Genomic DNA, 18,470 nt, shown 5'->3' on the forward strand with positions numbered 1-18,470 from the left:
AACTTGCGATAACGATACATAAGTTCCTGCGGGATCACCCACGAGACCACTTCAACTGTCTCTGTGAGTGAACGAGAACAAACTAAAGAAGCACATCGTTTCATCGCACACAAACGGACGCTAAGACTCGGTTTACAGCCACAGAAGATTGATCGTAGCCCTCCCACACCCCACTTTGTCCAGTGTCTTCGCAAACATAGAACGGCCAAATACAGCAATTCGCCAGATTGTTTCCAGAAACAGCCTTTTCTCTTTAACGCTGACTATCGTTCGGAGTAATTGAATACGGGAAGTAATAAACTTTACCGTTGTTTAGAGTTCTCGTGTGACATCTCAAGCATCGTTTCTACCGAGACACTGGACGCGGTGGGGTGTGTGGGTCCCACGAAAAATCGGACACCGGACACACGAGACACAGTAGACACGGTGGTTTTATTACCCTATCTAACGAGACTTGGTTCAATGGGGCTGTTCGAGCCAGATACGAATATCTATCGTGACCGGGATATCCTCCGTGAGGATTATCAACCCGAGAAAATCGTGGGCCGTGATGAGGAACTGCAACAGTATATCTCTGCTCTCCAGCCCGTGATTAATGGTGACCAGCCATCGAACATCTTTCTCTACGGAAAAGCAGGCGTGGGTAAGACGGCCTGTACTGGATATCTTCTTTCAGAACTTCAGTCGGACGCGGAAGAGTACGATGTCGATATCACAACGATTCGAACAAACTGCGAAGACCTTTCCACGAGCTACCAAGTAGCGATTCAACTGATTAACGAAATCCGTCCTCCGGAAGAACATGTAACGACTGGGTACTCAAAGCGCCAGATATACGAAATGCTCTGGGCGGAACTCGATAATGTAGGCAATACCGTGATCATCGTTCTGGATGAGGTTGACCACATCGATGACGATTCTATCCTCTATCAAATCCCTCGCGCAAGAGCCAACAAGAATCTTACAGAAGCCAAGGTCGGTATCATCGGGATTTCAAACGATTTCAAATTCCGCGAAGGACTCTCGTCAAAGGTTCAATCAAGTCTCTGTGAAAAGGAACTCCAATTTCCAGCGTATGAGGCAGCTGAACTCCGTGACATCCTTCGGCAGCGGGCTGATATTGCGTTCCATGAAGACGTTGTTCCTGATGCTGTCATCGCGAAATGTGCAGCATATGGTGCAAAGGACGCAGGTGACGCTCGGCAGAGCCTTGACCTTCTGATGGAAACGGGTGATATCGCCGTTGAACACCAGGCTGAACAACTCACTGAAGCGCACGTTGATGAGGCACGTGACTCACTTGAGAAGAGCCGCGTTGTTGAGGGAGTTAACGGGCTTACTCATCAAGGCCAACTCGTTCTCTACGCACTTTTGATTCTAAATGAGGAAGGGAAAACTCCTACGCGCGCTCGAGATGTTCAACCACAATATGAGCTGGTTTGCGAGCGCGCCGCTGTTGATCCACTTGTCCCGCGTCGAATGCGTGACCATCTTGGTGAGTTAGCTATGCTTGGAATCGCGAGCCGTACGGAGCGGAACAAAGGAGAAGCAGGCGGACGGTACTACGAGTATAGCCTCGATACTAGTCCAGAGCTTCTTTTAGAAGCACTCGAAGAGACTGTGGACATCGTAGGTAAAACCGAATCAATCCAACAACGGTTCGGTGATCAAGTCTGATATAGTCACCCCACTCTGTCCACTGTCTTGCGTCCGTCAGACACTGGACGTAGTGGGGTGTTTGCTAGAGAAGACACTGGACATACTGGGGTGTGAGGGAAGATTGAGCTTGATGGGGTTGTCTTCTATCATGTATTGTATAGTAGATCGACAAGAGATCTTTTCCCGTGTATTTGATCGTTGGTATCCAATACTAACTCAGTTTGGGCGCTTCAACCAACTCTACAGACTGGGTGAGTCAGATATCCCTGAAACTGATTAGGTTCGACAGTCATCAGTATTGCATGGCTATTCGATTGAAACTCTTCTACCTCTCAGACACTCCTAAATAATACTGCATAGAGTATCTGTATATTGTATTTGTATACACTATGCAGATGCGGCTTGTGATCGTTACCTGTTGACCTTCTTCTAAAGCCACACAGATCGCTCTCATCCAAGTCGATACATGAGGTTGCATTTCTATTTCCTATTGTCTGACGCACCTTTTTGTATGTTGTATATGTATACAGCAAATGCATATGGTCACTGTATCGAGCAACCGGATACTACGTGCTGCAACCTACGTTGAAAAAGGCGGGGTCGGAAAGACGACTACGTCCGCACACGTGGCTGTTGCAGCTGCACGGGAGCATGATCTTGACGTGCTCCTCATAGACTTAGCCGGGAAGCAAAACGACTTGTCCACTCACTTTGGGATGAACAATAAGGTCGAAGATATCGATGCTCCTATCTCCGCTATTTTTGGCGAAGATTGGGAATTCATTCGAGACAATATTCCAGAGGTCGTCGATCGCATGGTCTATGATACGGGAGAAGGCATTGACCTTATTCCCGCAGATCCTGGACTCGGTGGTGCAGATAATAATCTCGCAAACGTTCCTGTCGAGGAGCGTTTTTCGAAGCTAGATGAGTTCATCACCGAAGACCTGAACGATCGATATGATTTCGTTTTGCTCGATCTGCCGGGCAAAGAGGACAACATTGCATTGAACGGGTTGTTCGCCGCCAGAAACGTCATTGCGCCACTCAAACCTGGTGCGTTCGAACGAAACCAGCTAGATAATCTTCGCGACGATCTCGATGACCTTCGCAAAGAACATCCAATCGATCCGCAGCTCGCGATGGTCATTCCGACGATGGTGAAGAGCTCGACGAACTTATCAAAGGAATTCGTTGCTGAACTCCAAGAGGCATATCCAGACCAGGCGGCCCTGGTTCCTGTCCCGAATTCACAGGATATCTCGAAGAAGCAAAACGAAGGCTGCACACTCTTTGCTGTCCCTGAAGATGAGCTGTACAATACAGGGCAGCGTGTGCTAAACGCGTATCGAGAGAACACCACTGAACTCCTTAACCGACTCACAGAGACCAATGAGCCAAGACAAAGCCGAAAAGCTCCTCCAGAACAGTAAGAACCAGAAACGTTCAACGTCCGAACCGTCCCAGGCCGACGAGACTGTCGAACTAACGCAGACAGTTCAGGAAGCCTATGAAGCAATTGACAACGGTGACGCCAGTTCGAATATCACTGTTCGAGATACGAATCTCGCAGCACTGTTTCACGGACTCGAGAAGTCTGGAGAACTTGAAAATGTTGCAACAGATGCACGCAGGGCACTCAACCGAGAAAACGATTCCAATGTGAATCGAAGCCAAACGATTGGGGATCTCATTCGAGTAGGGTTGCAAGAGGTGGCTCCTGAGACGGTTGACCAAGCAGTAAAGGCGAAAAAAGAGCACCTCCTGTCTAAAGAAGACGAGTTCTGAGTTCGCTGTTTGTTTCCGCTTTCTGACTGTGGCTTCTGCATCGATATCTTGAATGTGTATTCTGAAAACGTATACTGAATACGTATGCTGGTTACTGGTGCTGTCACAATCGGTATCCTAATATTGTGTAGTCAGAATCTGTCTTTTCTGGACTGAACTTTGTCTACATATGCTATATTCGAATACTGTATACAAAAATTGTATCTGCCCGCTGGATACTCTCTTCTCTCAAGTAGCTGAACCGGTGATCCAACTAATACAATTCTGAATCTGAAATCCTTTCTCTGTCTTTAAATACAGTATCTGTATGCTGAATATGAATTCTGTATATGGTGGCTCATTCGGAAGACAGGCAAGACAATTGGGCCATCGCTGTATCCGTCCAGCTGTTCACTTCTTGGTCTAACCACTCTGTCGTTTGCGCAAGTGGTTGGGCGACATGAAGATACTTGACGCCCCCGTTGGAGACGGTGCGAGGATACCGATTCACTAACTCTTCTTCATACAACGGCTTCAGTTGTTTCCCGATCGTACTCTGATCGCGGTCGAGAATTTCGGCGATTTCAGCAATCGTGCTGCGTGGATGATCGAGCACAGTGAGGTATACACGGAATGCTGCTTTATGGACTCCACAGACCGTGGCCATCGTCTCCGTGAGTTCCAACTCGGTTTTTTCATCCAGTAGTTGCTCGAATCTTGCTACACGTTCATCTGCGAGGACTGTCTCCTCTGTCAACTCATTGTCTGCTGTTTCCATATGTGAAGAGACTAGTGACGGCGAATAGGTCTTTCTCACACACCGACCAAACCAGACTACTGCTTCTACCCGTTCTGATTTTACGACGTAGGTTCGGGCTCTTTATTGGACGTCCACAGAAAGTCGAAGGTGTGTCCCATGCCGACCGCGTTCAAGGACTTTTCGAACTCACTCGGCCAGGGAATGCTATCGCAGCTGGAGTCCTATCGTTCATCGGTGCATTCGTGGCTGAAGGTACTGCTGTCTTCAGCAATAGCGGGGCAATTGGTGCAGCAATCGTCACAACGATTCTTGCAACTGGTGCGGGAATGGCTATTAACGACTACTTCGACCGCGATATCGACCGCATCAACGATCCTGAGCGCCCAATCCCTCGTGGTGCAGTCGCCCCCAGAACCGTCCTTATCTTCAGTCTCATCCTGTTTGCTATTGCTGGAGCGCTTGCTCTGCTACTTTCACGGTTAGCGACCGCGATTGCGGTCGTAAACCTTGTTGCCCTCATCATGTATACGGAGCTTTTCAAAGGATTGCCAGGCGTCGGGAACTTACTCGTGAGCTACCTTGGTGGGAGTACGTTTCTCTTCGGTGCAGCGGCTGTTAGTCAAGTTAATACGCCAGTCTTCGTGTTATTCCTCTTAGCAGCGCTGTCGACGTTTGCCCGAGAGCTAATCAAAGATATCGAAGATATCGAAGGCGATCGTGAGGGTGGCATGAAAACATTGCCAATCACTATCGGATATCGACCTTCACTACTGATCGCTCTGGTGGTTTTGCTCATTGCAGTACTTGCGAGCCCTATTCCATATCTCATCGGGATATTCGGAATCGCGTATCTCGTGTTAGTGACGCCAGCGATTCTTGTGACTATTTATGCTGGATATTTGAGCGTCGATGATCCGTCGGTAGGTCAGTCAATCCTTAAATATGCAATGTATATTTCGGCGGTGGCGTTTATCGGCGGACGAATCTCCCTCCTATTGTGACGCTTTGATATCCGACTCGTCATTGAGTATGCTGAAACAACTCAATTGTTGGTCTTCAACTAAAATGGAATAGGTATTTCTCGCCAAATTAAATTTCATGAGTCGGATAGCAAATATCTAAAAGGAGCAGGAAGGATCCTTTAGCTAGAGATCTCTGTGAATTCCACTTGTCGCCAAGCTACAAACCCGCTCACAGGTGAAGAATTGGTCGTACGTGATGTAATCAATGAGACTGTGGACACTACGCGTCTTTCGGTATTACGTGCCCTCGGTACACTTGGAAATCCTACTACACGAACTGATATCACTGACCATGCCGAGATTTCTCGGCAAGCTGTTTCGAATCATCTCGCGGTTCTTCGAGATCGAGGATTTGTCCGAAACCACGAAACAGAAATCAAATCTACTGCTGGCGGTCTTCTGCTTTTGGACGTCATTGAAACGTGCCTCAAAACGATTCCACTCCAAGAATTAGCGTTTCTGACCCGATCCGACCACCCGATCAGTATTCTCCAAACGCTGAAAGATGAGTCTTATCGACTCACAGATCTGAATACTGCAGTAGGCGACCCACCCTCACAACCCACGATCAGACGAGTCCTTGGTGATCTTCTGGAGTATGGATGGACGGAAGATCACGGTGGCAACCACCGGATAACGACTGCTGGACGAGAGGCTTTGAATGCATACCGTGAATTATCTCTTGCAGTCCAACAGCTTATTGAAAAAGCACCGTGGCTTCAGCGCCTTCCTCCAGAAGACGCTACTTTCCCAATCCATTCGCTCGCTGACGCCAAGCTGATAGTCTCTAATCCTGCTAACCCTGGGTCAGTACTTTCGACAGTTTTCAACCTCTATGATCGGGATACCAGCCGATTTCGAGGGCTCTGCTCGATCTATCATCCGGTTCTATTCAGTGCGTATCGGACAGCGTACGAACTACTCAACTTTAGCATTGATAGCGAAATCATCTTCGATTGGCCCACATTCGTAAAAATCGCTAATACGAGCAAGACTCATTATATACTCGATTCTTTGGATCTGAGCGATTATGACATTTATACGCTTGATTTTGCGCATACGTTAGGTATCGGAATATACGATGATCGACGGGTTGCGATCGGAGCGTACAACGAAGCTGGCAGTGGTAACCACGTCGCAATGATCATCAGTTCTAATAATGAGTTAGTTGATTGGGGAATTGGGTTGTATGATTCTTATCTCGAACAATCTACTCATGCAGACAAAATCGATCTAAGTAGGTGACTGGGGCACTCTAGAGCCTATTAACGAGAGATGAACAATTCAAGAACTACTCGGTAACGTGTTAGGAGAATTTTCAGTGTCCTACACACTTTTACACCGTAAACGGCGGTGAAGATATTACTCTTCGCTGAGAAGCGCAAATCACACCAGAGATCACCGCCCGATGACTGTCGTTCGGGGATAATTCGACTCTACGAGACTTGAATCGTACCCGGACACGCACGGCTCTCGGGTCGGTAGCACCGGTGCGCAAATCAGCGAACGTACGTGAGTCCAAGCACTCGTTCGCGGACGCACCGGCCATCTCTGGCACAGAACACATCCAAGCACCACGCTTAGCTATGTCCCAGAGTACCCAAAACTTCGAAGCCACGTCTTGTAAAGGTTCCCCGCTACCGGATACGCAGTGCCGATTAGATCAGTGGACAGACACGACAGACAAGAATAGATCGACTTCATCCAACCAATCTGCCTCGAATGTTGGCTTTTCAACGGCATTATCGTCGCTGACGACAGCCGACGAACTCGAGCAGCATCCGTACCGTGATCCAGAGCGGTTGCGGGCTGCCTACGAGCAAGCTGGAACAATTGCTGGCACCGCAGCCCACTTTGACGTCTCAGAAACGACAGCCCGCATATGGCTGATTATTCACGAGATGTACGATCCCGAGAAACAGGGACTTTCCCAAGTCGCTAACCGACTGGAAGATCTGTTGCCCGAGGATCTTGGGCTTTCCCCACTGGGTGAGTGCCAATGAGCACCACGGATTTCGGAGGTGAGTACTGATGTCGATCGGACTGTCACCCGACGAAGTTGACGAGAACGCGGTCTCGGACGACGAATTTGCCGCCGCGATGGGGATGGACGTGACAGAGCCGAGCACGTCGAACGCGGTCGTGACCGAGCAGGAGGTCCCAAGCCGGGAGACGATATGGGCAGTGATCCAGCAGCAGGCCGAGCAGATCGACATGCTTGAACAGCGTGTTGCTGACCTTGAGACGGCTACCGAAAAGGCGAGTACAGCACGGACGGACTTAGCCGCAAACGCACATGAGGCGAACGAGAACGCAAAGACCGCGCGGGAGATATCGAAAGCGGCCACGGCAAAGGTCAGCCAACTCGAGGCCGAAATCGAAGACGATAGCGAATCGTCAAACACCGCTGGTCTACCGGGTGACATCGACCCGGCCACATCTCCGCTGGATTTGTACGCAAACTGTTCGCCGTACCAAGTGAAACAGCGGCTCGTAGACGAGAAAAACAAAAAGAACTCGTGGCGTGCAGTGACGGCCGCCCGACGATGGGACGAATTCGCCACGCGGCGGAAAAACGGTTCGGGCATTTTCTGGACACGTGCAGATCTGAAGGAAGCGATCACTGCCATCGATGGCGAGAAACCGCACGGGACAACGATCACTCGCGTGTGGGACGCACTCGTCGACCTCGGTGGGTTGGACGTGACGGTCAAAGAGCGCCGTATGAGTCAGCAACAGGAGAAAATCAAGATCATGGCAATGGACATGGACACAGTCGAAGGGCTGAACGAGATGCGGTATCACGAGTTCGATCTCCTCGAGAATGGTGCAGTCACGGGTGGCGTCACACCCGTTGTGACCGGACGTGACGGTGGTGAGGTGTGAGAACGGCGAGAAAACAGAACACGGTTGATACGTTGGACGGGACGTGACGTGTAGACTGCCTCTGGTTGCGGCTTGGGGTGGTTCCTCACGTCTCCGACGCCTCTTATTCTAGTCACAACTAAGAAAAAAATTCGATTTGTTCAGAAGTAGTGTAGTTGTATGTTACAGCTACCTCGTGGTTTCGCTTTCGTGTCTGGTCACAACGGGTGTGACTCGTCATTCCCGTGGTAATTTGTTGAATTCAGTCGCGTTCGTGGGTTCGAGGGTGTCTCCGTCTACCTTTTGTGAAAAGGGCGAACGACAAAAGTGGTTCTCACGTAGCTGAATGAGTTGGCAGACAGTTCTCGGCCAAAGAAGCCGTCATCAGTAGAGAGGGACATGGTATGCAGGCCGGATTGATTAGTACGATAACCATCGGCTACTCGTGATAGAAGAGACCTAGACGCTTGGAATCGGGTTCTACGATTACCGAAAGATCCGCTATTGCGGCGTACAACGAAACGGAAAGACGAGCGCATCGACACACTCGAAAATAGAGTTGAGGAACTGGTTACTGCTCGCAACCGTGTTGAACGAGTCGCCCGTGCCGCTATCGAACATGCGCGAGAACACGGACTATGGATTCACGCACACGAAATGCGACACAGCGGTTTCTCGACACGCATGAAAGCGTTCGACGAACGCATTTGGGAACTCGAAACTCTATCGACAGGATTCGTGAGATGTACCGCAAAGCGGTCGATTACTTGACCGAGTTGCCGAAACAGATGCGTTCCATCGAGCGGGAATCGTCGCGATCGATACAACCGAAGATGATCCATTTACCGGCGACCGTACGGGACATGAAGGAGATTATCGGGACGAAAGACGGCGAGTACGCCTATCAGTGGGCGACGATCCAACTCGTCGGCAATGCAGTACCGATCGTCTTGGATGCTCGGCCGGTTCGGAAGGGCGACTCTCGGTTAGAGATTGTCCGAGACCTCTTGGATTCCGCCCAAGAGCAGGTTCTTGTCGATAACGTTTTGATGGATCGCGAGTTTGACAGTCAGCACATCTTGGAGGAAATTGACCAGCGTGGGCTCCGATATGTTGTACCGAAACGGATGCAAACGAGTGAGCAAGCCCAAGCACAGCGGTTACTGCAGTGGGATCAAGATCGGTACGTGACCGATCGGAATCTTTTGTTGAACGACGACGAGCGACATGAAACAACGCTTGTGTACCGACGCAGGGTTAATTCCAATTGCACGGATCATCGGCAGTATTCGGTATTCATGACGAACGGGGAGCCGAGGCTGTTGCGAGAGTATGAATATCGGTGGGAAATCGAGAGCGGCTATAAGAGCGTCAAACGGTTCATGGCAGCCACCACGTCAAAGAACTTTGTTTTGCGATTCTTCTACTTCGCATTCGCATGTCTGCTGTACTCAATCTGGCGTGCAGTCGATCTTCTTGTGCAGGTTGGAGTGATGGGTGAGTACGACCGATCACCGATTGTGACAGCAAACACGGTCCTTACACTTCTGAAGCAAACTGGAATCGGCTAGAACCCTGTTTCAAGGCAATGAACGCTTGGTGAGCAGCGGCAGCTCTGGTTCGAATCGTCGTTAATCCGTCCAGTAGTTAGTAGATTGACTAGAATCGGCGTCTGTGGTTCAGTTTGAGACGCTTGTAGATGGGTGGATTGTCCCAAATCGTGAATTCTGGGGTCGCTATTGCCTGCGTAGTCTCAACTTCACGAAGGCGGATATTCGATGTAGCGACATGAGGTTTATAAATGTATGAGTGACTACTATCGTACGATAGAGGGACTGTAGCCTTGATTTACACTGGAAGTAGTGGTGTTTTTGGTACTTCCGGTTAAAATCATAATAGAGCGAACGGTATAGGATTCCGAATCAATTGGTCATAGAATAGAACATATCTGTTCTTTCTCTCAATAGATATTTCATAAAGTCGCTAAGATTACCTCCGAGGGTATTTTCACTGGATGAAAACGCTCATTACGAACTATACCCCATCGCGGTCAACCGCCACTCATGAAGCCCAACTGGCAACGAATCGGACGCGTACTCTTGATACTGAGCATTGTCTTTCTGGTTGCTTCACCAGGGGTTGCAATGGCAAGTAGTGAAGATCATACAACAACGTCGACAACATCGACTCAAGACGATGGCCATCATAATGGGGAACAACATGGCACAGAGACGACAACCGAATCAGGGGAAAGCCATGGAACAGAGACAACAGTTGAATCGGGAGGCGGTCATGGAACCGAAACAACCACTGCATCAGGACATGGTCATGGTGGAGAGACTGATTCAGGGAACGATCACGCGGGGGAAGGTCAGACCGAATCAGGCCACAGCCACGAAGGAGAGGGACACAGTGGGGATGAAGAAGGATTCGTGAATGGCTGGCTGCTGATGGTCGGGGGACTATTCCTGTTAGGGACAGTTGCAACGGCACCAGCGTATCGGTACACCAGTACACGCCGGCAGAATTTCACCGTCTCTCCGATTCACTTTGGCGTCGCGTTACTTGCGCTCTTTACTGCTGCCGTGCACTTCTATCTCTATTTCGAGCATGGCGAACAGATCATGGCCCTTGCCGGACTCGGATTCCTCGGTGGCATCGGTCTGTTCTTCATCGGTGTCAATCGATTGTATCTCTATGGTGTGGGTATTCTCTATACCGCTGTTCAAATCCTCCTGTGGATCAATGATGGAATGCCCCACGTCGGAAGTTTCGGTCTAATCGATAAAGTGGTGCAAGTACTTCTTATCATTACTCTTGGATTTCTCATTCTGCGTCACCGACAACGCGCTCGGCACTGAGCAAAGTAATAGGTGAGTATTTTTGCGACTGTTCACCTCCTCAGCAGAGACTACGACCGCTGTGAGCAACCGATGTCATTGGAGATGTCGACTACGGGCTCCAAATCAGCAATTATGAGCCTCCGTTGTTGCCACTTTCCCCTCCGTGGCCGTGATTACCGTTGCTACCCTGATTGCTTTCTCCGCCATGATTCCCGCTATCATCGCTTTGTTGTGATACTCTCACCCGGCCGACCATCGTTGTTGGGTGAGTAGTACAGAGATATTGTTTGACCTCACGGGTAGCAACGAATGCCAACATCTGGACCGCCCCTTTCTTTGCAAGTTGCGGTGTGACTTTGATCGCATCCTTCGGAGGTGTCCCCCCGTTTTGATGCTCACCCATCATCGAGCCGTTTTCCCCACCCATCATGTGGCCATCCTGTCCCCCCATCGTTGTTCCATTTTGGCCATCCATCATTGGACCACCATTTTGCATTGTTCGGACGTTCGGAAGTATCACGGCGAGATTCTTCCCGTTCGAATCTCGCAACGCGAATGTATGCGGCTGTCCATCCAGATTCTGCCACATTACTCCGTATGTCCGTCCTGGCTCGAGTTGGAGTGTTGGATTCTTTTGTCCCGCGATGGATTGTGGCCTCCGTCCTTGCCAGCCAGAGACTTGACCACCAAAAGCAAAGCAGCACATGCTTTGATGGTTATCTCCCGATGACGTTTCTTGTGCGGTCACAGTGGATGTCAATCCAATCGTAGCACCGCCCACAACACCGAGGAACTGTCTGCGTGTCTGATTCGTAACTCGCGATTCGTTGGACATGGATTTCCCCAAAGGGATAACAACCCACTTGACAATAAAGCAAACTATTTGGGGATGAATGTGGTACCGGTTATTAGTCGATATTGATATGATAGTAAATATGTTCCCCTCCTTGTTACAGTTCTAGATCCTAATTTTCACGCGGAAACGCGAGAAGAACTTGTAACCCATATCCAGCATCAAACCACTAGGTTTGCGAGACAGGTTAAACGTGTAGCTCGGAGGACCTTCCATCCCTCTGTTCAAACTTCGCTCTTCAACTCATCATATTGTTCACGAAAGAGGGACTCACACGATGTACAACAGAGGTAGTATTGCTGCTCTTCGGTTTCGAGTGTTATGCCATCTCCTTGGATTGGCTTTCCACATTCGATGCATTCGATCGCAAGATCGGATCGGTCGATTTGTGGCTTCCAGACGGAATTCGCTATTTTCCGTATTTCGTAACTTTGGATGTGCTGCTCATCAAGTGTTTCAGAGAAGAGCTGTTTGATCTCTCTATCGTTCATATATGCGTGCGCACTGATCCGTGGATCGACCGCTTGCAAGATACACTCAACCGCATCCACAGTCGATAAAGTCTCGACGATCGCCTCTTCGCTGCCCGGCTGTGCTTCGATTTCGATCAAGATATCATCACCCGTGGCCAGCATTGAACGGTCGATATTCACAGTAAAGCCGTCAATTACCCCCAGATCTTTAAGCTGGGTAATGCGGTTCGAAACGCTCGGGGCCGACAATCCGACTTGCTCGCCGATGTCGGTGTACGAACGACGTGCATCGTCCATTAACAGTTGCAGAATATCAGTATCCGTTTGATCGAGTTCTACCATGATATCTATCTCTCGTCCCGAACATCTACCAGCGATCATGTAAAGCGTGTCGGCAATCTACATCTGAAACGCTAGGCGCCTTTTTATGCTCCTACTTTCTCTCTCCCTTTTTCGACGCATCGTACCTTTACCCTGCTAGCAACAAGAGGGGAAAAGAGAGACGTTGAAGTAATGAATGCGATGGCACTATCAGAACTCGAACTGAGCGATACCGGAGAAAAGTGTATGAACGACTGCTTTGAGGCTGTTCAGGCGTGCGAATGGTGTGCTGACGAGTGTCTGGACGAAGATATGGACATGTCGCGGTGTATTCGCCTGTGCCGAGATGTGGCCGACCTCGCCGCCGATCACGCTCGATTCATGGCGCGCAACTCCAATTATAGCCCGCAACTTGCCGAGGCCACTGCTGGTGCGGCCGAAGAATGTGCCGAAGAGTGTTCCCGACACGACCACGAGCACTGTCAGGTCTGTGCCGAGGTTCTCGAAGAGTGTGCAGAGAGCTGCCGTGACATGGCGTCCGCGTAAATCGGAATTCGGACGTTCCCCCGAAGCCCAATCCGGTTTTTTGGAACGTGCGTTCGTACGTAGGTAGGACAATTCAAGGGTGAGAACCAACCATACTTCCTTTACGCTCGATGACGTAGATGACTCTTCGAGGTTCAGTAATGGACGAGCACGACGACTCGACAGGGGATGGAGAGAAAACTGAGGATAAAATCAGTCACGACAGGCACTCAGATGACGAAAGAGAGCAATCTAAGCAGGGACGAGAGGTGTCTCACGTAGAGCGTTCGCTCTTAGAGGAAGAAGCACGAGACACGGAGAAACCAGAACGCGAAACTCACAATCGACACAAAGACGGAGACCGGGACCACGGTGGTCATGGCGGGATGCATGCTGGTCACGAGCAGATGTTCCGCCGGCGCTTTTTCGTGTCGACACTCCTTTCGATCCCAGTTCTCCTCTATAGTGAGGCCCTTCAGCAGTGGCTTGGCTTCTCGGTTCCCGCATTCCCTGGGAGTGAATGGATTAATCCCGTGTTTGCGATAATTGTCTTCGCCTATGGTGGTGTGCCGTTCCTCAAAATGGCACTCCCGGAGCTACAAGATCGTTCACCAGGCATGATGACGCTGATCTCAATGGCGATCACCGTTGCCTTCGTTTACAGTCTCGCAAGCGTCGTTCTTCCGACGACATCCGCGTTCTTCTGGGAGCTGGTGACGCTAATCGACATCATGCTGCTGGGTCATTGGATTGAAATGCGGAGTGTCCGGCGCGCATCTGGTGCACTCAATGAATTAGCAAAACTGCTTCCCGACACTGCAGAACGCATTCTTGACGATGGCACGACGGAAGAAGTCCCTGTCAGTGACCTCCAGACCGACGACCGTGTTCTTGTCCGTCCGGGTGCTAATGTTCCTGCAGACGGTGTTGTAGCAGAAGGGCACTCTGAGGTCAACGAATCTATGATCACGGGAGAATCCCGTCCTGTTCTCAAGGAGTCTGGTGATGAGGTGATCGGTGGGACGATCAATGGAGATGGCAGTCTTCGCGTTCAAATCACGGCTACTGGCGATGATACGGCACTCGCCGGTATTATGCGACTCGTCGAGGAAGCCCAACAGAGTAAGTCTCGAACACAGGTTCTTGCTGATCGAGCTGCAGGATGGCTATTTTATGCAGCAGTTGCCGCAGCGATCATCACAGCCATCGGATGGACGATTGCTATCTCTTTTAACGCGATGGTGATTGAGCGAGTTGTTACAGTCCTCGTTATCGCCTGTCCACATGCACTTGGTCTGGCAGTACCGCTTGTCGTTGCTATCAACACGTCACTTGCGGCTCGAAATGGGATGCTCGTTCGTGATCGGATCGCTATGGAACAAGCGCGTGAAGTCGATATTGTCGTGTTCGATAAGACGGGGACTCTCACGAAAGGTGAGCAGGGCGTCGTTGACGTTATGACCGTCAGTGGAATCAACGATGATGAAGCTGTTGCAATGGCTGCTGCTGTCGAGCGCGATTCGGAGCATATGATTGCCCAAGCACTCCGTGACGCAGCAGCCAATCAGGGACTGTCCGTCCCACAAGCAAGCAATTTCGAAGCCATCAAAGGCCGTGGTGTCCGCGCAACCATCGATGATGATTTAGTCTTTGTCGGCGGTCCAAATCTCATCGAACAGGAGGCTATTGAACTGGCTCCTGAGCTTACCCAATTCGCGAATACTGCTGGTGAAAACGCACAGACAGTCGTCTATCTGCTGCGGGATAACGAAGCGATAGCCGCATTTGCTCTTGCAGATGTAATTCGAGAGGAAAGCCGACAAACTATCGAAGCACTTCACGAATTAGATATCGAGGTTGCGATGTTGACCGGCGACAGCGAAGGTGTTGCAAGAGCCGTGGCAGACGACCTTGGTATTGACACGTACTTTGCTGAAGTGCTTCCTGAAGACAAGGATTCGAAAATCACTACGTTACAAGAGCAGGGAAAACTCGTCGCAATGGTCGGCGATGGAGTCAATGACGCGCCAGCACTCACTCGCGCCGATATTGGTATTGCAATCGGGAGTGGTACAGATGTTGCAGTCCAGTCTGCGGATCTCATTCTCGTTCAGAACAATCCTCTTGATGTCGTGCGACTCGTTAAACTCAGTCGAGCGAGCTACCGAAAGATGCAGGAAAATCTCGTCTGGGCAGCCGGTTACAACGTCTTTGCCATTCCACTGGCAGCGGGGATCCTTGCTCCAATTGGAATTCTTTTGTCCCCTGCCGTCGGTGCCCTTTTAATGTCTCTCTCTACCGTCGTCGTCGCTGTCAATGCACAGTTCCTCCGAAGAGTTGATCTGGATCTTCCGAATTTACCTGGTCTTCCCTTGTCGCAGGAACCACAGTCCGCAGATTAGTCTTTCTCCCCTAATCGATACTTAGTTTGATCTTATACCTGTGCATGATAAAAGACGAGAGTAGCTTAGTTTTCGATCCGCACGTCAAACGAGGTCGAAATAAGATTGCCCTCTGGCTTTGCTTGGAGAAACAGCCGATACCGACCTAATGTCGGGAATGTTGCATCGAACTCAACACGACCCGGCTGAGATGTTGTTTCTTTCGGATGCACGTGGAGATATGCGAGATCTCCCTCACGAAGGGTAACTAAATGGCCGAGGGCCCCAAGATACGGTTCTAGGTCTGCTACGGATCCATCATCGCGATGCACGTCAAATAACAATCGCGTAGCTTCATTGGCAGTAACGTTGTCTGTGAGTAGGTCAATCACGTACCCCTCACAAGTGGCCTGCCGTGACGTGTCAGGGCGTTCTTCTACAGTTGCTGTCCCAGGTGCGAAGAGGTCGAATCCAAGCGTCATCGAATGGCCTTCAATGACTACATCGACAAATGCACGGTATACGCCTGGCTCTGGTAACGAAAAATCTCCAACACTGCACGTCCCGTCCGATTTAACGTCAGGATGGAGATGCTGAAAATAGGTTAGATCTCGTCGGAGGACGATGAGATGCAACACTTCACCGTGTGCTTCGTCGAATTCAGTTACCGCTCGTCCATCCTCAGTCACGACCTGAAACGACCAATCGACCGTTTCACCGTGCTGGAATCGTGTTTCTGATGGTACCAATTGGAACCCTTCGCTGTGGAGTGATAATCCTCCTATTGAAGCGTGACCTCCTGGTTCTTGCCTAAGTGATACTTTAGTTGACTCAGTTTTGTCTTCCCCATGTTTCGAATGTTTCCCCATACCTTGCGGTTCGCCAGCAACCATCTTACTCGTTTCTCTAATTCGGTCACCCCGAACACTCGGTAATTGACTTAAATATAACCGCTTGTTCTATGCACTTCATGACCGTCGGGTGGAGTAACAACCTGATGACGTCCACTGTCTTTGGAACGGTTTTGTTCTACTCATACATGTGATTGGAGAATATCTTCACGAGGGTCTTCTTCGCATCTCCTTTAAGTATGACCTGGCTTGCATTACAAACCTATAGATGTAATTGACTCTGTATTCGTTTCGGATTGTGACACTGACTTCGTAGCTTCTTCACTCGGTACATATTATACGATCTGGTTCTTCCTGGAATTTGTATTTCTAACTGATTCCAGCCCGCAAACTCCATTTCAGAAGATAAAGCTAGTAGTATATGAATGACCTCGAATCGAGATGTTCTCGAATTAGTGGTGTAAGAGGATGTTTAGACGTCGCTGACTTGTTCCGTTAGCTCTTGTGGTGTTGTAGCGGGAATTACTTGTAGGAATATACTCCCTGGAGTTGTTTGATTGGGCACTACACTTTTCGGTCTTTCTACCGTATGGTAGTCGATGGCAAATGAACGCTCCGATATCAACCTCCGGGTAGGGAGAATTGCACGAAAAGACGTGGTGAGTGTCTCCAGCGACACGGCTATCGATAAGGTCGCCCAGACGATGGTCGACGAAAACGTGGGAGATGTCTTAGTCATCGAGAACGGAGATCTTACCGGAATCATCACCGATCGTGATCTTGCAATTCATCTCTTGACAGACGAATACGGTACTAACGTTCTGCATGATGAACAGTTGGGAGCAGACCTCACTGCGGAAGATGTAATGACTGAAGATCCACTCACGATTGACTCCCAAGCACGCCTTCCACACCTACTCCATCACATGAATCAAGTGAACGCACGACGAGCACCTGTCGTGCAAGATGGGAACATTGTGGGGATTGTCACGCTCGATGATCTCGTTGTCCATTTAGCAGGTGAGAGTGAGCATGTGGCCGCACAACTCGAAAGTCTTGCTGCTATCGTTCACTCGGAATCACCGCAAGGTGACTGAGACGCTACCATCGGATCCATAAAGAGTCAGGTATCGGTATGGTTAGCCGCTCTTTCTTGTTCCTTTCAGACACTCGCTGTGTAGCCTGCGTCTTCGACGGCTTCAACGAGCTCTGAACTATTAGCATCACCTTTGATAGTCGCCTGCTCGGCCTCGTGGTCGGCTGTCGCATCGGTAATACCGTTCACACCTTGGAGAGCTTCCTCGACGGTTTGCTCACAGTGTCCACATGACATTCCTTCAACAGTGATAGTGGTCGTCATACACTCCGAGATACGATCTACTGTCTTTTGTGGATTCCCCTTTAAATTCTGTATCTGTATTGTACCCACTACACTAGAAACAAAAGGCAAAAACGCACATCACTTTTGGCTCTCGATGACGTAGTACTACTATGCGCGATTTGGACGAAACCGACCTCGAAATCCTCCAGCTATTGATGTCGAACGCCCGTCGTCCGTACAATGACGTTGCGGAAGCTGTTGACCTCTCCCCACCTGCCGTATCGGATCGGGTTGCTCGACTACAGGAGCGAGGAATCATTCGTGGATTCACGCTCGATATCGACCGATCCCAGTTCCATAAAGGAATACCGGTTCTGGTCACAGTTCAAGTCACTAGCACACGTGATGTTTCGTCGGTCAAGGAGACGCTCTTCGATACCGGTGCAGTTGAGTACGTGTTTATCACTGCGGAAGCCGACATTGTAGTCTATGCACGAGTCCCAGACAACGACGTCGCCAATTGGCTCGACGATATCTTTGACGAAGGAACGATCGATAACTTCGAAGTGAAACTTTTGGTGGGTTCGGATTGGTCTCCCAACCTCGGTGGGATGGAGTTCGCACTTTCCTGTGCGCAGTGTGGCAATACGGTCGATAACGAAGGAACGACGGCTCGAATCAACGGCGATCTCTATCAGTTCTGTTGCCCGTCGTGTGAAACTCGCTTCGAGGAGAAGTACGAACAGCTCCAGCAGCGTGCTGACTGATCGGTGTTGGGGCAATATCACTTTCGATCCAAAGCTTTCCCGGTCTCCCGCCTGAACATTCT

16 protein-coding genes and 1 pseudogene are annotated in these 18,470 nt (G+C 49.9%); 12 read left to right on the forward strand and 5 right to left on the reverse strand.

Going from position 1 to position 18,470, the window contains the following annotated elements; translation table 11 throughout:
• Positions 1-462: 462 nt before the first annotated feature.
• From LJF34_RS27800 to LJF34_RS27810, 3 genes are all read left to right on the forward strand, one after another.
• Positions 463-1,677, forward strand: a complete 1,215-nt coding sequence (locus LJF34_RS27800; RefSeq protein WP_231189901.1) for an orc1/cdc6 family replication initiation protein — start codon at positions 463-465, stop codon at positions 1,675-1,677.
• A 521-nt stretch (positions 1,678-2,198) separates the two neighbouring features.
• On the forward strand, positions 2,199-3,092 hold the full coding sequence (locus LJF34_RS27805; protein WP_231189903.1) for a ParA family protein: 894 nt from the start codon (positions 2,199-2,201) through the stop codon (positions 3,090-3,092).
• On the forward strand, positions 3,052-3,447 hold the full coding sequence (locus LJF34_RS27810) for a hypothetical protein (protein ID WP_231189905.1): 396 nt from the start codon (positions 3,052-3,054) through the stop codon (positions 3,445-3,447). Before LJF34_RS27805 ends, LJF34_RS27810 begins: the two co-directional genes overlap by 41 nt.
• 337 nt (positions 3,448-3,784) lie before the next feature.
• Here the strand turns inward: LJF34_RS27810 and LJF34_RS27815 are convergent, their stop codons facing one another.
• The gene (locus LJF34_RS27815) at positions 3,785-4,204 is read right to left on the reverse strand and encodes a helix-turn-helix domain-containing protein (protein ID WP_231189907.1); all 420 of its coding nucleotides are present in this window, start codon (positions 4,202-4,204) and stop codon (positions 3,785-3,787) included.
• A 131-nt stretch (positions 4,205-4,335) separates the two neighbouring features.
• On the opposite strand from LJF34_RS27815, the gene LJF34_RS27820 reads away from it, so the two are divergent.
• The 5 genes and pseudogenes from LJF34_RS27820 to LJF34_RS27840 all read left to right on the forward strand — a co-directional run bounded on the left by LJF34_RS27820 (position 4,336) and on the right by LJF34_RS27840 (position 10,934).
• On the forward strand, positions 4,336-5,187 hold the full coding sequence (locus LJF34_RS27820; protein WP_231189910.1) for a geranylgeranylglycerol-phosphate geranylgeranyltransferase: 852 nt from the start codon (positions 4,336-4,338) through the stop codon (positions 5,185-5,187).
• A 234-nt stretch (positions 5,188-5,421) separates the two neighbouring features.
• Positions 5,422-6,453 (forward strand): helix-turn-helix domain-containing protein, encoded by a 1,032-nt coding sequence (locus LJF34_RS27825; protein ID WP_231189913.1) that lies wholly within the window; start codon positions 5,422-5,424, stop codon positions 6,451-6,453.
• Positions 6,454-7,239: 786 nt separating this feature from the next.
• On the forward strand, positions 7,240-8,094 hold the full coding sequence (locus tag LJF34_RS27830) for a hypothetical protein (RefSeq protein WP_231189914.1): 855 nt from the start codon (positions 7,240-7,242) through the stop codon (positions 8,092-8,094).
• A gap of 701 nt (positions 8,095-8,795) precedes the next feature.
• Positions 8,796-9,644 (forward strand): annotated as a pseudogene (locus LJF34_RS27835) (transposase); the annotation flags it as partial.
• Positions 9,645-10,217: 573 nt separating this feature from the next.
• Complete coding sequence (locus LJF34_RS27840) at positions 10,218-10,934, forward strand: hypothetical protein (protein ID WP_231189917.1); 717 nt, start codon at positions 10,218-10,220, stop codon at positions 10,932-10,934.
• A gap of 112 nt (positions 10,935-11,046) precedes the next feature.
• Here LJF34_RS27840 and LJF34_RS27845 read toward each other — a convergent pair whose 3' ends face one another.
• Together LJF34_RS27845 and LJF34_RS27850 are read right to left on the reverse strand one after the other, a co-directional pair.
• Positions 11,047-11,391: a hypothetical protein gene (locus LJF34_RS27845; RefSeq protein WP_231189920.1), complete on the reverse strand. Its 345-nt coding sequence runs from the start codon at positions 11,389-11,391 to the stop codon at positions 11,047-11,049.
• 602 nt (positions 11,392-11,993) lie between these two features.
• Positions 11,994-12,584 carry an AsnC family transcriptional regulator gene (locus tag LJF34_RS27850; RefSeq protein WP_231189923.1) on the reverse strand — a complete coding sequence of 197 codons (591 nt, stop codon included), beginning with the start codon at positions 12,582-12,584 and terminating at the stop codon, positions 11,994-11,996.
• Positions 12,585-12,764: 180 nt separating this feature from the next.
• Here LJF34_RS27850 and LJF34_RS27855 point away from each other — a divergent pair, with 180 nt between their 5' ends.
• Entirely contained in the window at positions 12,765-13,109 is a 345-nt protein-coding gene (locus tag LJF34_RS27855; protein ID WP_231189927.1) for a four-helix bundle copper-binding protein, read from the forward strand.
• A 140-nt stretch (positions 13,110-13,249) separates the two neighbouring features.
• Positions 13,250-15,490 carry a copper-translocating P-type ATPase gene (locus LJF34_RS27860; RefSeq protein WP_231189930.1) on the forward strand — a complete coding sequence of 747 codons (2,241 nt, stop codon included), beginning with the start codon at positions 13,250-13,252 and terminating at the stop codon, positions 15,488-15,490.
• Between the two features lie 65 nt (positions 15,491-15,555).
• Here LJF34_RS27860 and LJF34_RS27865 read toward each other — a convergent pair whose 3' ends face one another.
• On the reverse strand, positions 15,556-16,338 hold the full coding sequence (locus tag LJF34_RS27865) for a hypothetical protein (protein ID WP_231189932.1): 783 nt from the start codon (positions 16,336-16,338) through the stop codon (positions 15,556-15,558).
• Between the two features lie 581 nt (positions 16,339-16,919).
• Here LJF34_RS27865 and LJF34_RS27870 point away from each other — a divergent pair.
• The gene (locus LJF34_RS27870) at positions 16,920-17,417 is read left to right on the forward strand and encodes a CBS domain-containing protein (RefSeq protein ID WP_231189943.1); all 498 of its coding nucleotides are present in this window, start codon (positions 16,920-16,922) and stop codon (positions 17,415-17,417) included.
• A gap of 65 nt (positions 17,418-17,482) precedes the next feature.
• Here LJF34_RS27870 and LJF34_RS27875 read toward each other — a convergent pair whose 3' ends face one another.
• Positions 17,483-17,680, reverse strand: a complete 198-nt coding sequence (locus tag LJF34_RS27875) for a heavy metal-associated domain-containing protein (RefSeq protein ID WP_231189946.1) — start codon at positions 17,678-17,680, stop codon at positions 17,483-17,485.
• A 131-nt stretch (positions 17,681-17,811) separates the two neighbouring features.
• Between LJF34_RS27875 and LJF34_RS27880 the strand changes: the two genes are divergently transcribed.
• Positions 17,812-18,408 (forward strand): winged helix-turn-helix transcriptional regulator, encoded by a 597-nt coding sequence (locus LJF34_RS27880; RefSeq protein WP_231189955.1) that lies wholly within the window; start codon positions 17,812-17,814, stop codon positions 18,406-18,408.
• Positions 18,409-18,470: the final 62 nt, after the last annotated feature.

This window comes from Haladaptatus sp. DYF46, from assembly GCF_021083305.1.
Taxonomy (GTDB): domain Archaea; phylum Halobacteriota; class Halobacteria; order Halobacteriales; family Haladaptataceae; genus Haladaptatus.

What these genes read in the sequence shown, in the direction of transcription:
- LJF34_RS27865 (WP_231189932.1), bottom strand. Translation starts at nt 16,338, where the DNA reads ATGGGGAAACATTCGAAACATGGGGAAGACAAAACTGAGTCAACTAAA.
- LJF34_RS27870 (WP_231189943.1), top strand. Translation starts at nt 16,920, where the DNA reads ATGGCAAATGAACGCTCCGATATCAACCTCCGGGTAGGGAGAATTGCA.
- LJF34_RS27855 (WP_231189927.1), top strand. Translation starts at nt 12,765, where the DNA reads ATGGCACTATCAGAACTCGAACTGAGCGATACCGGAGAAAAGTGTATG.
- LJF34_RS27860 (WP_231189930.1), top strand. Translation starts at nt 13,250, where the DNA reads ATGGACGAGCACGACGACTCGACAGGGGATGGAGAGAAAACTGAGGAT.
- LJF34_RS27830 (WP_231189914.1), top strand. Translation starts at nt 7,240, where the DNA reads ATGTCGATCGGACTGTCACCCGACGAAGTTGACGAGAACGCGGTCTCG.
- LJF34_RS27845 (WP_231189920.1), bottom strand. Translation starts at nt 11,391, where the DNA reads ATGGATGGCCAAAATGGAACAACGATGGGGGGACAGGATGGCCACATG.
- LJF34_RS27840 (WP_231189917.1), top strand. Translation starts at nt 10,218, where the DNA reads ATGGCAAGTAGTGAAGATCATACAACAACGTCGACAACATCGACTCAA.
- LJF34_RS27875 (WP_231189946.1), bottom strand. Translation starts at nt 17,680, where the DNA reads ATGACGACCACTATCACTGTTGAAGGAATGTCATGTGGACACTGTGAG.
- LJF34_RS27810 (WP_231189905.1), top strand. Translation starts at nt 3,052, where the DNA reads ATGAGCCAAGACAAAGCCGAAAAGCTCCTCCAGAACAGTAAGAACCAG.
- LJF34_RS27850 (WP_231189923.1), bottom strand. Translation starts at nt 12,584, where the DNA reads ATGGTAGAACTCGATCAAACGGATACTGATATTCTGCAACTGTTAATG.
- LJF34_RS27815 (WP_231189907.1), bottom strand. Translation starts at nt 4,204, where the DNA reads ATGGAAACAGCAGACAATGAGTTGACAGAGGAGACAGTCCTCGCAGAT.
- LJF34_RS27800 (WP_231189901.1), top strand. Translation starts at nt 463, where the DNA reads ATGGGGCTGTTCGAGCCAGATACGAATATCTATCGTGACCGGGATATC.
- LJF34_RS27805 (WP_231189903.1), top strand. Translation starts at nt 2,199, where the DNA reads ATGGTCACTGTATCGAGCAACCGGATACTACGTGCTGCAACCTACGTT.
- LJF34_RS27880 (WP_231189955.1), top strand. Translation starts at nt 17,812, where the DNA reads ATGCGCGATTTGGACGAAACCGACCTCGAAATCCTCCAGCTATTGATG.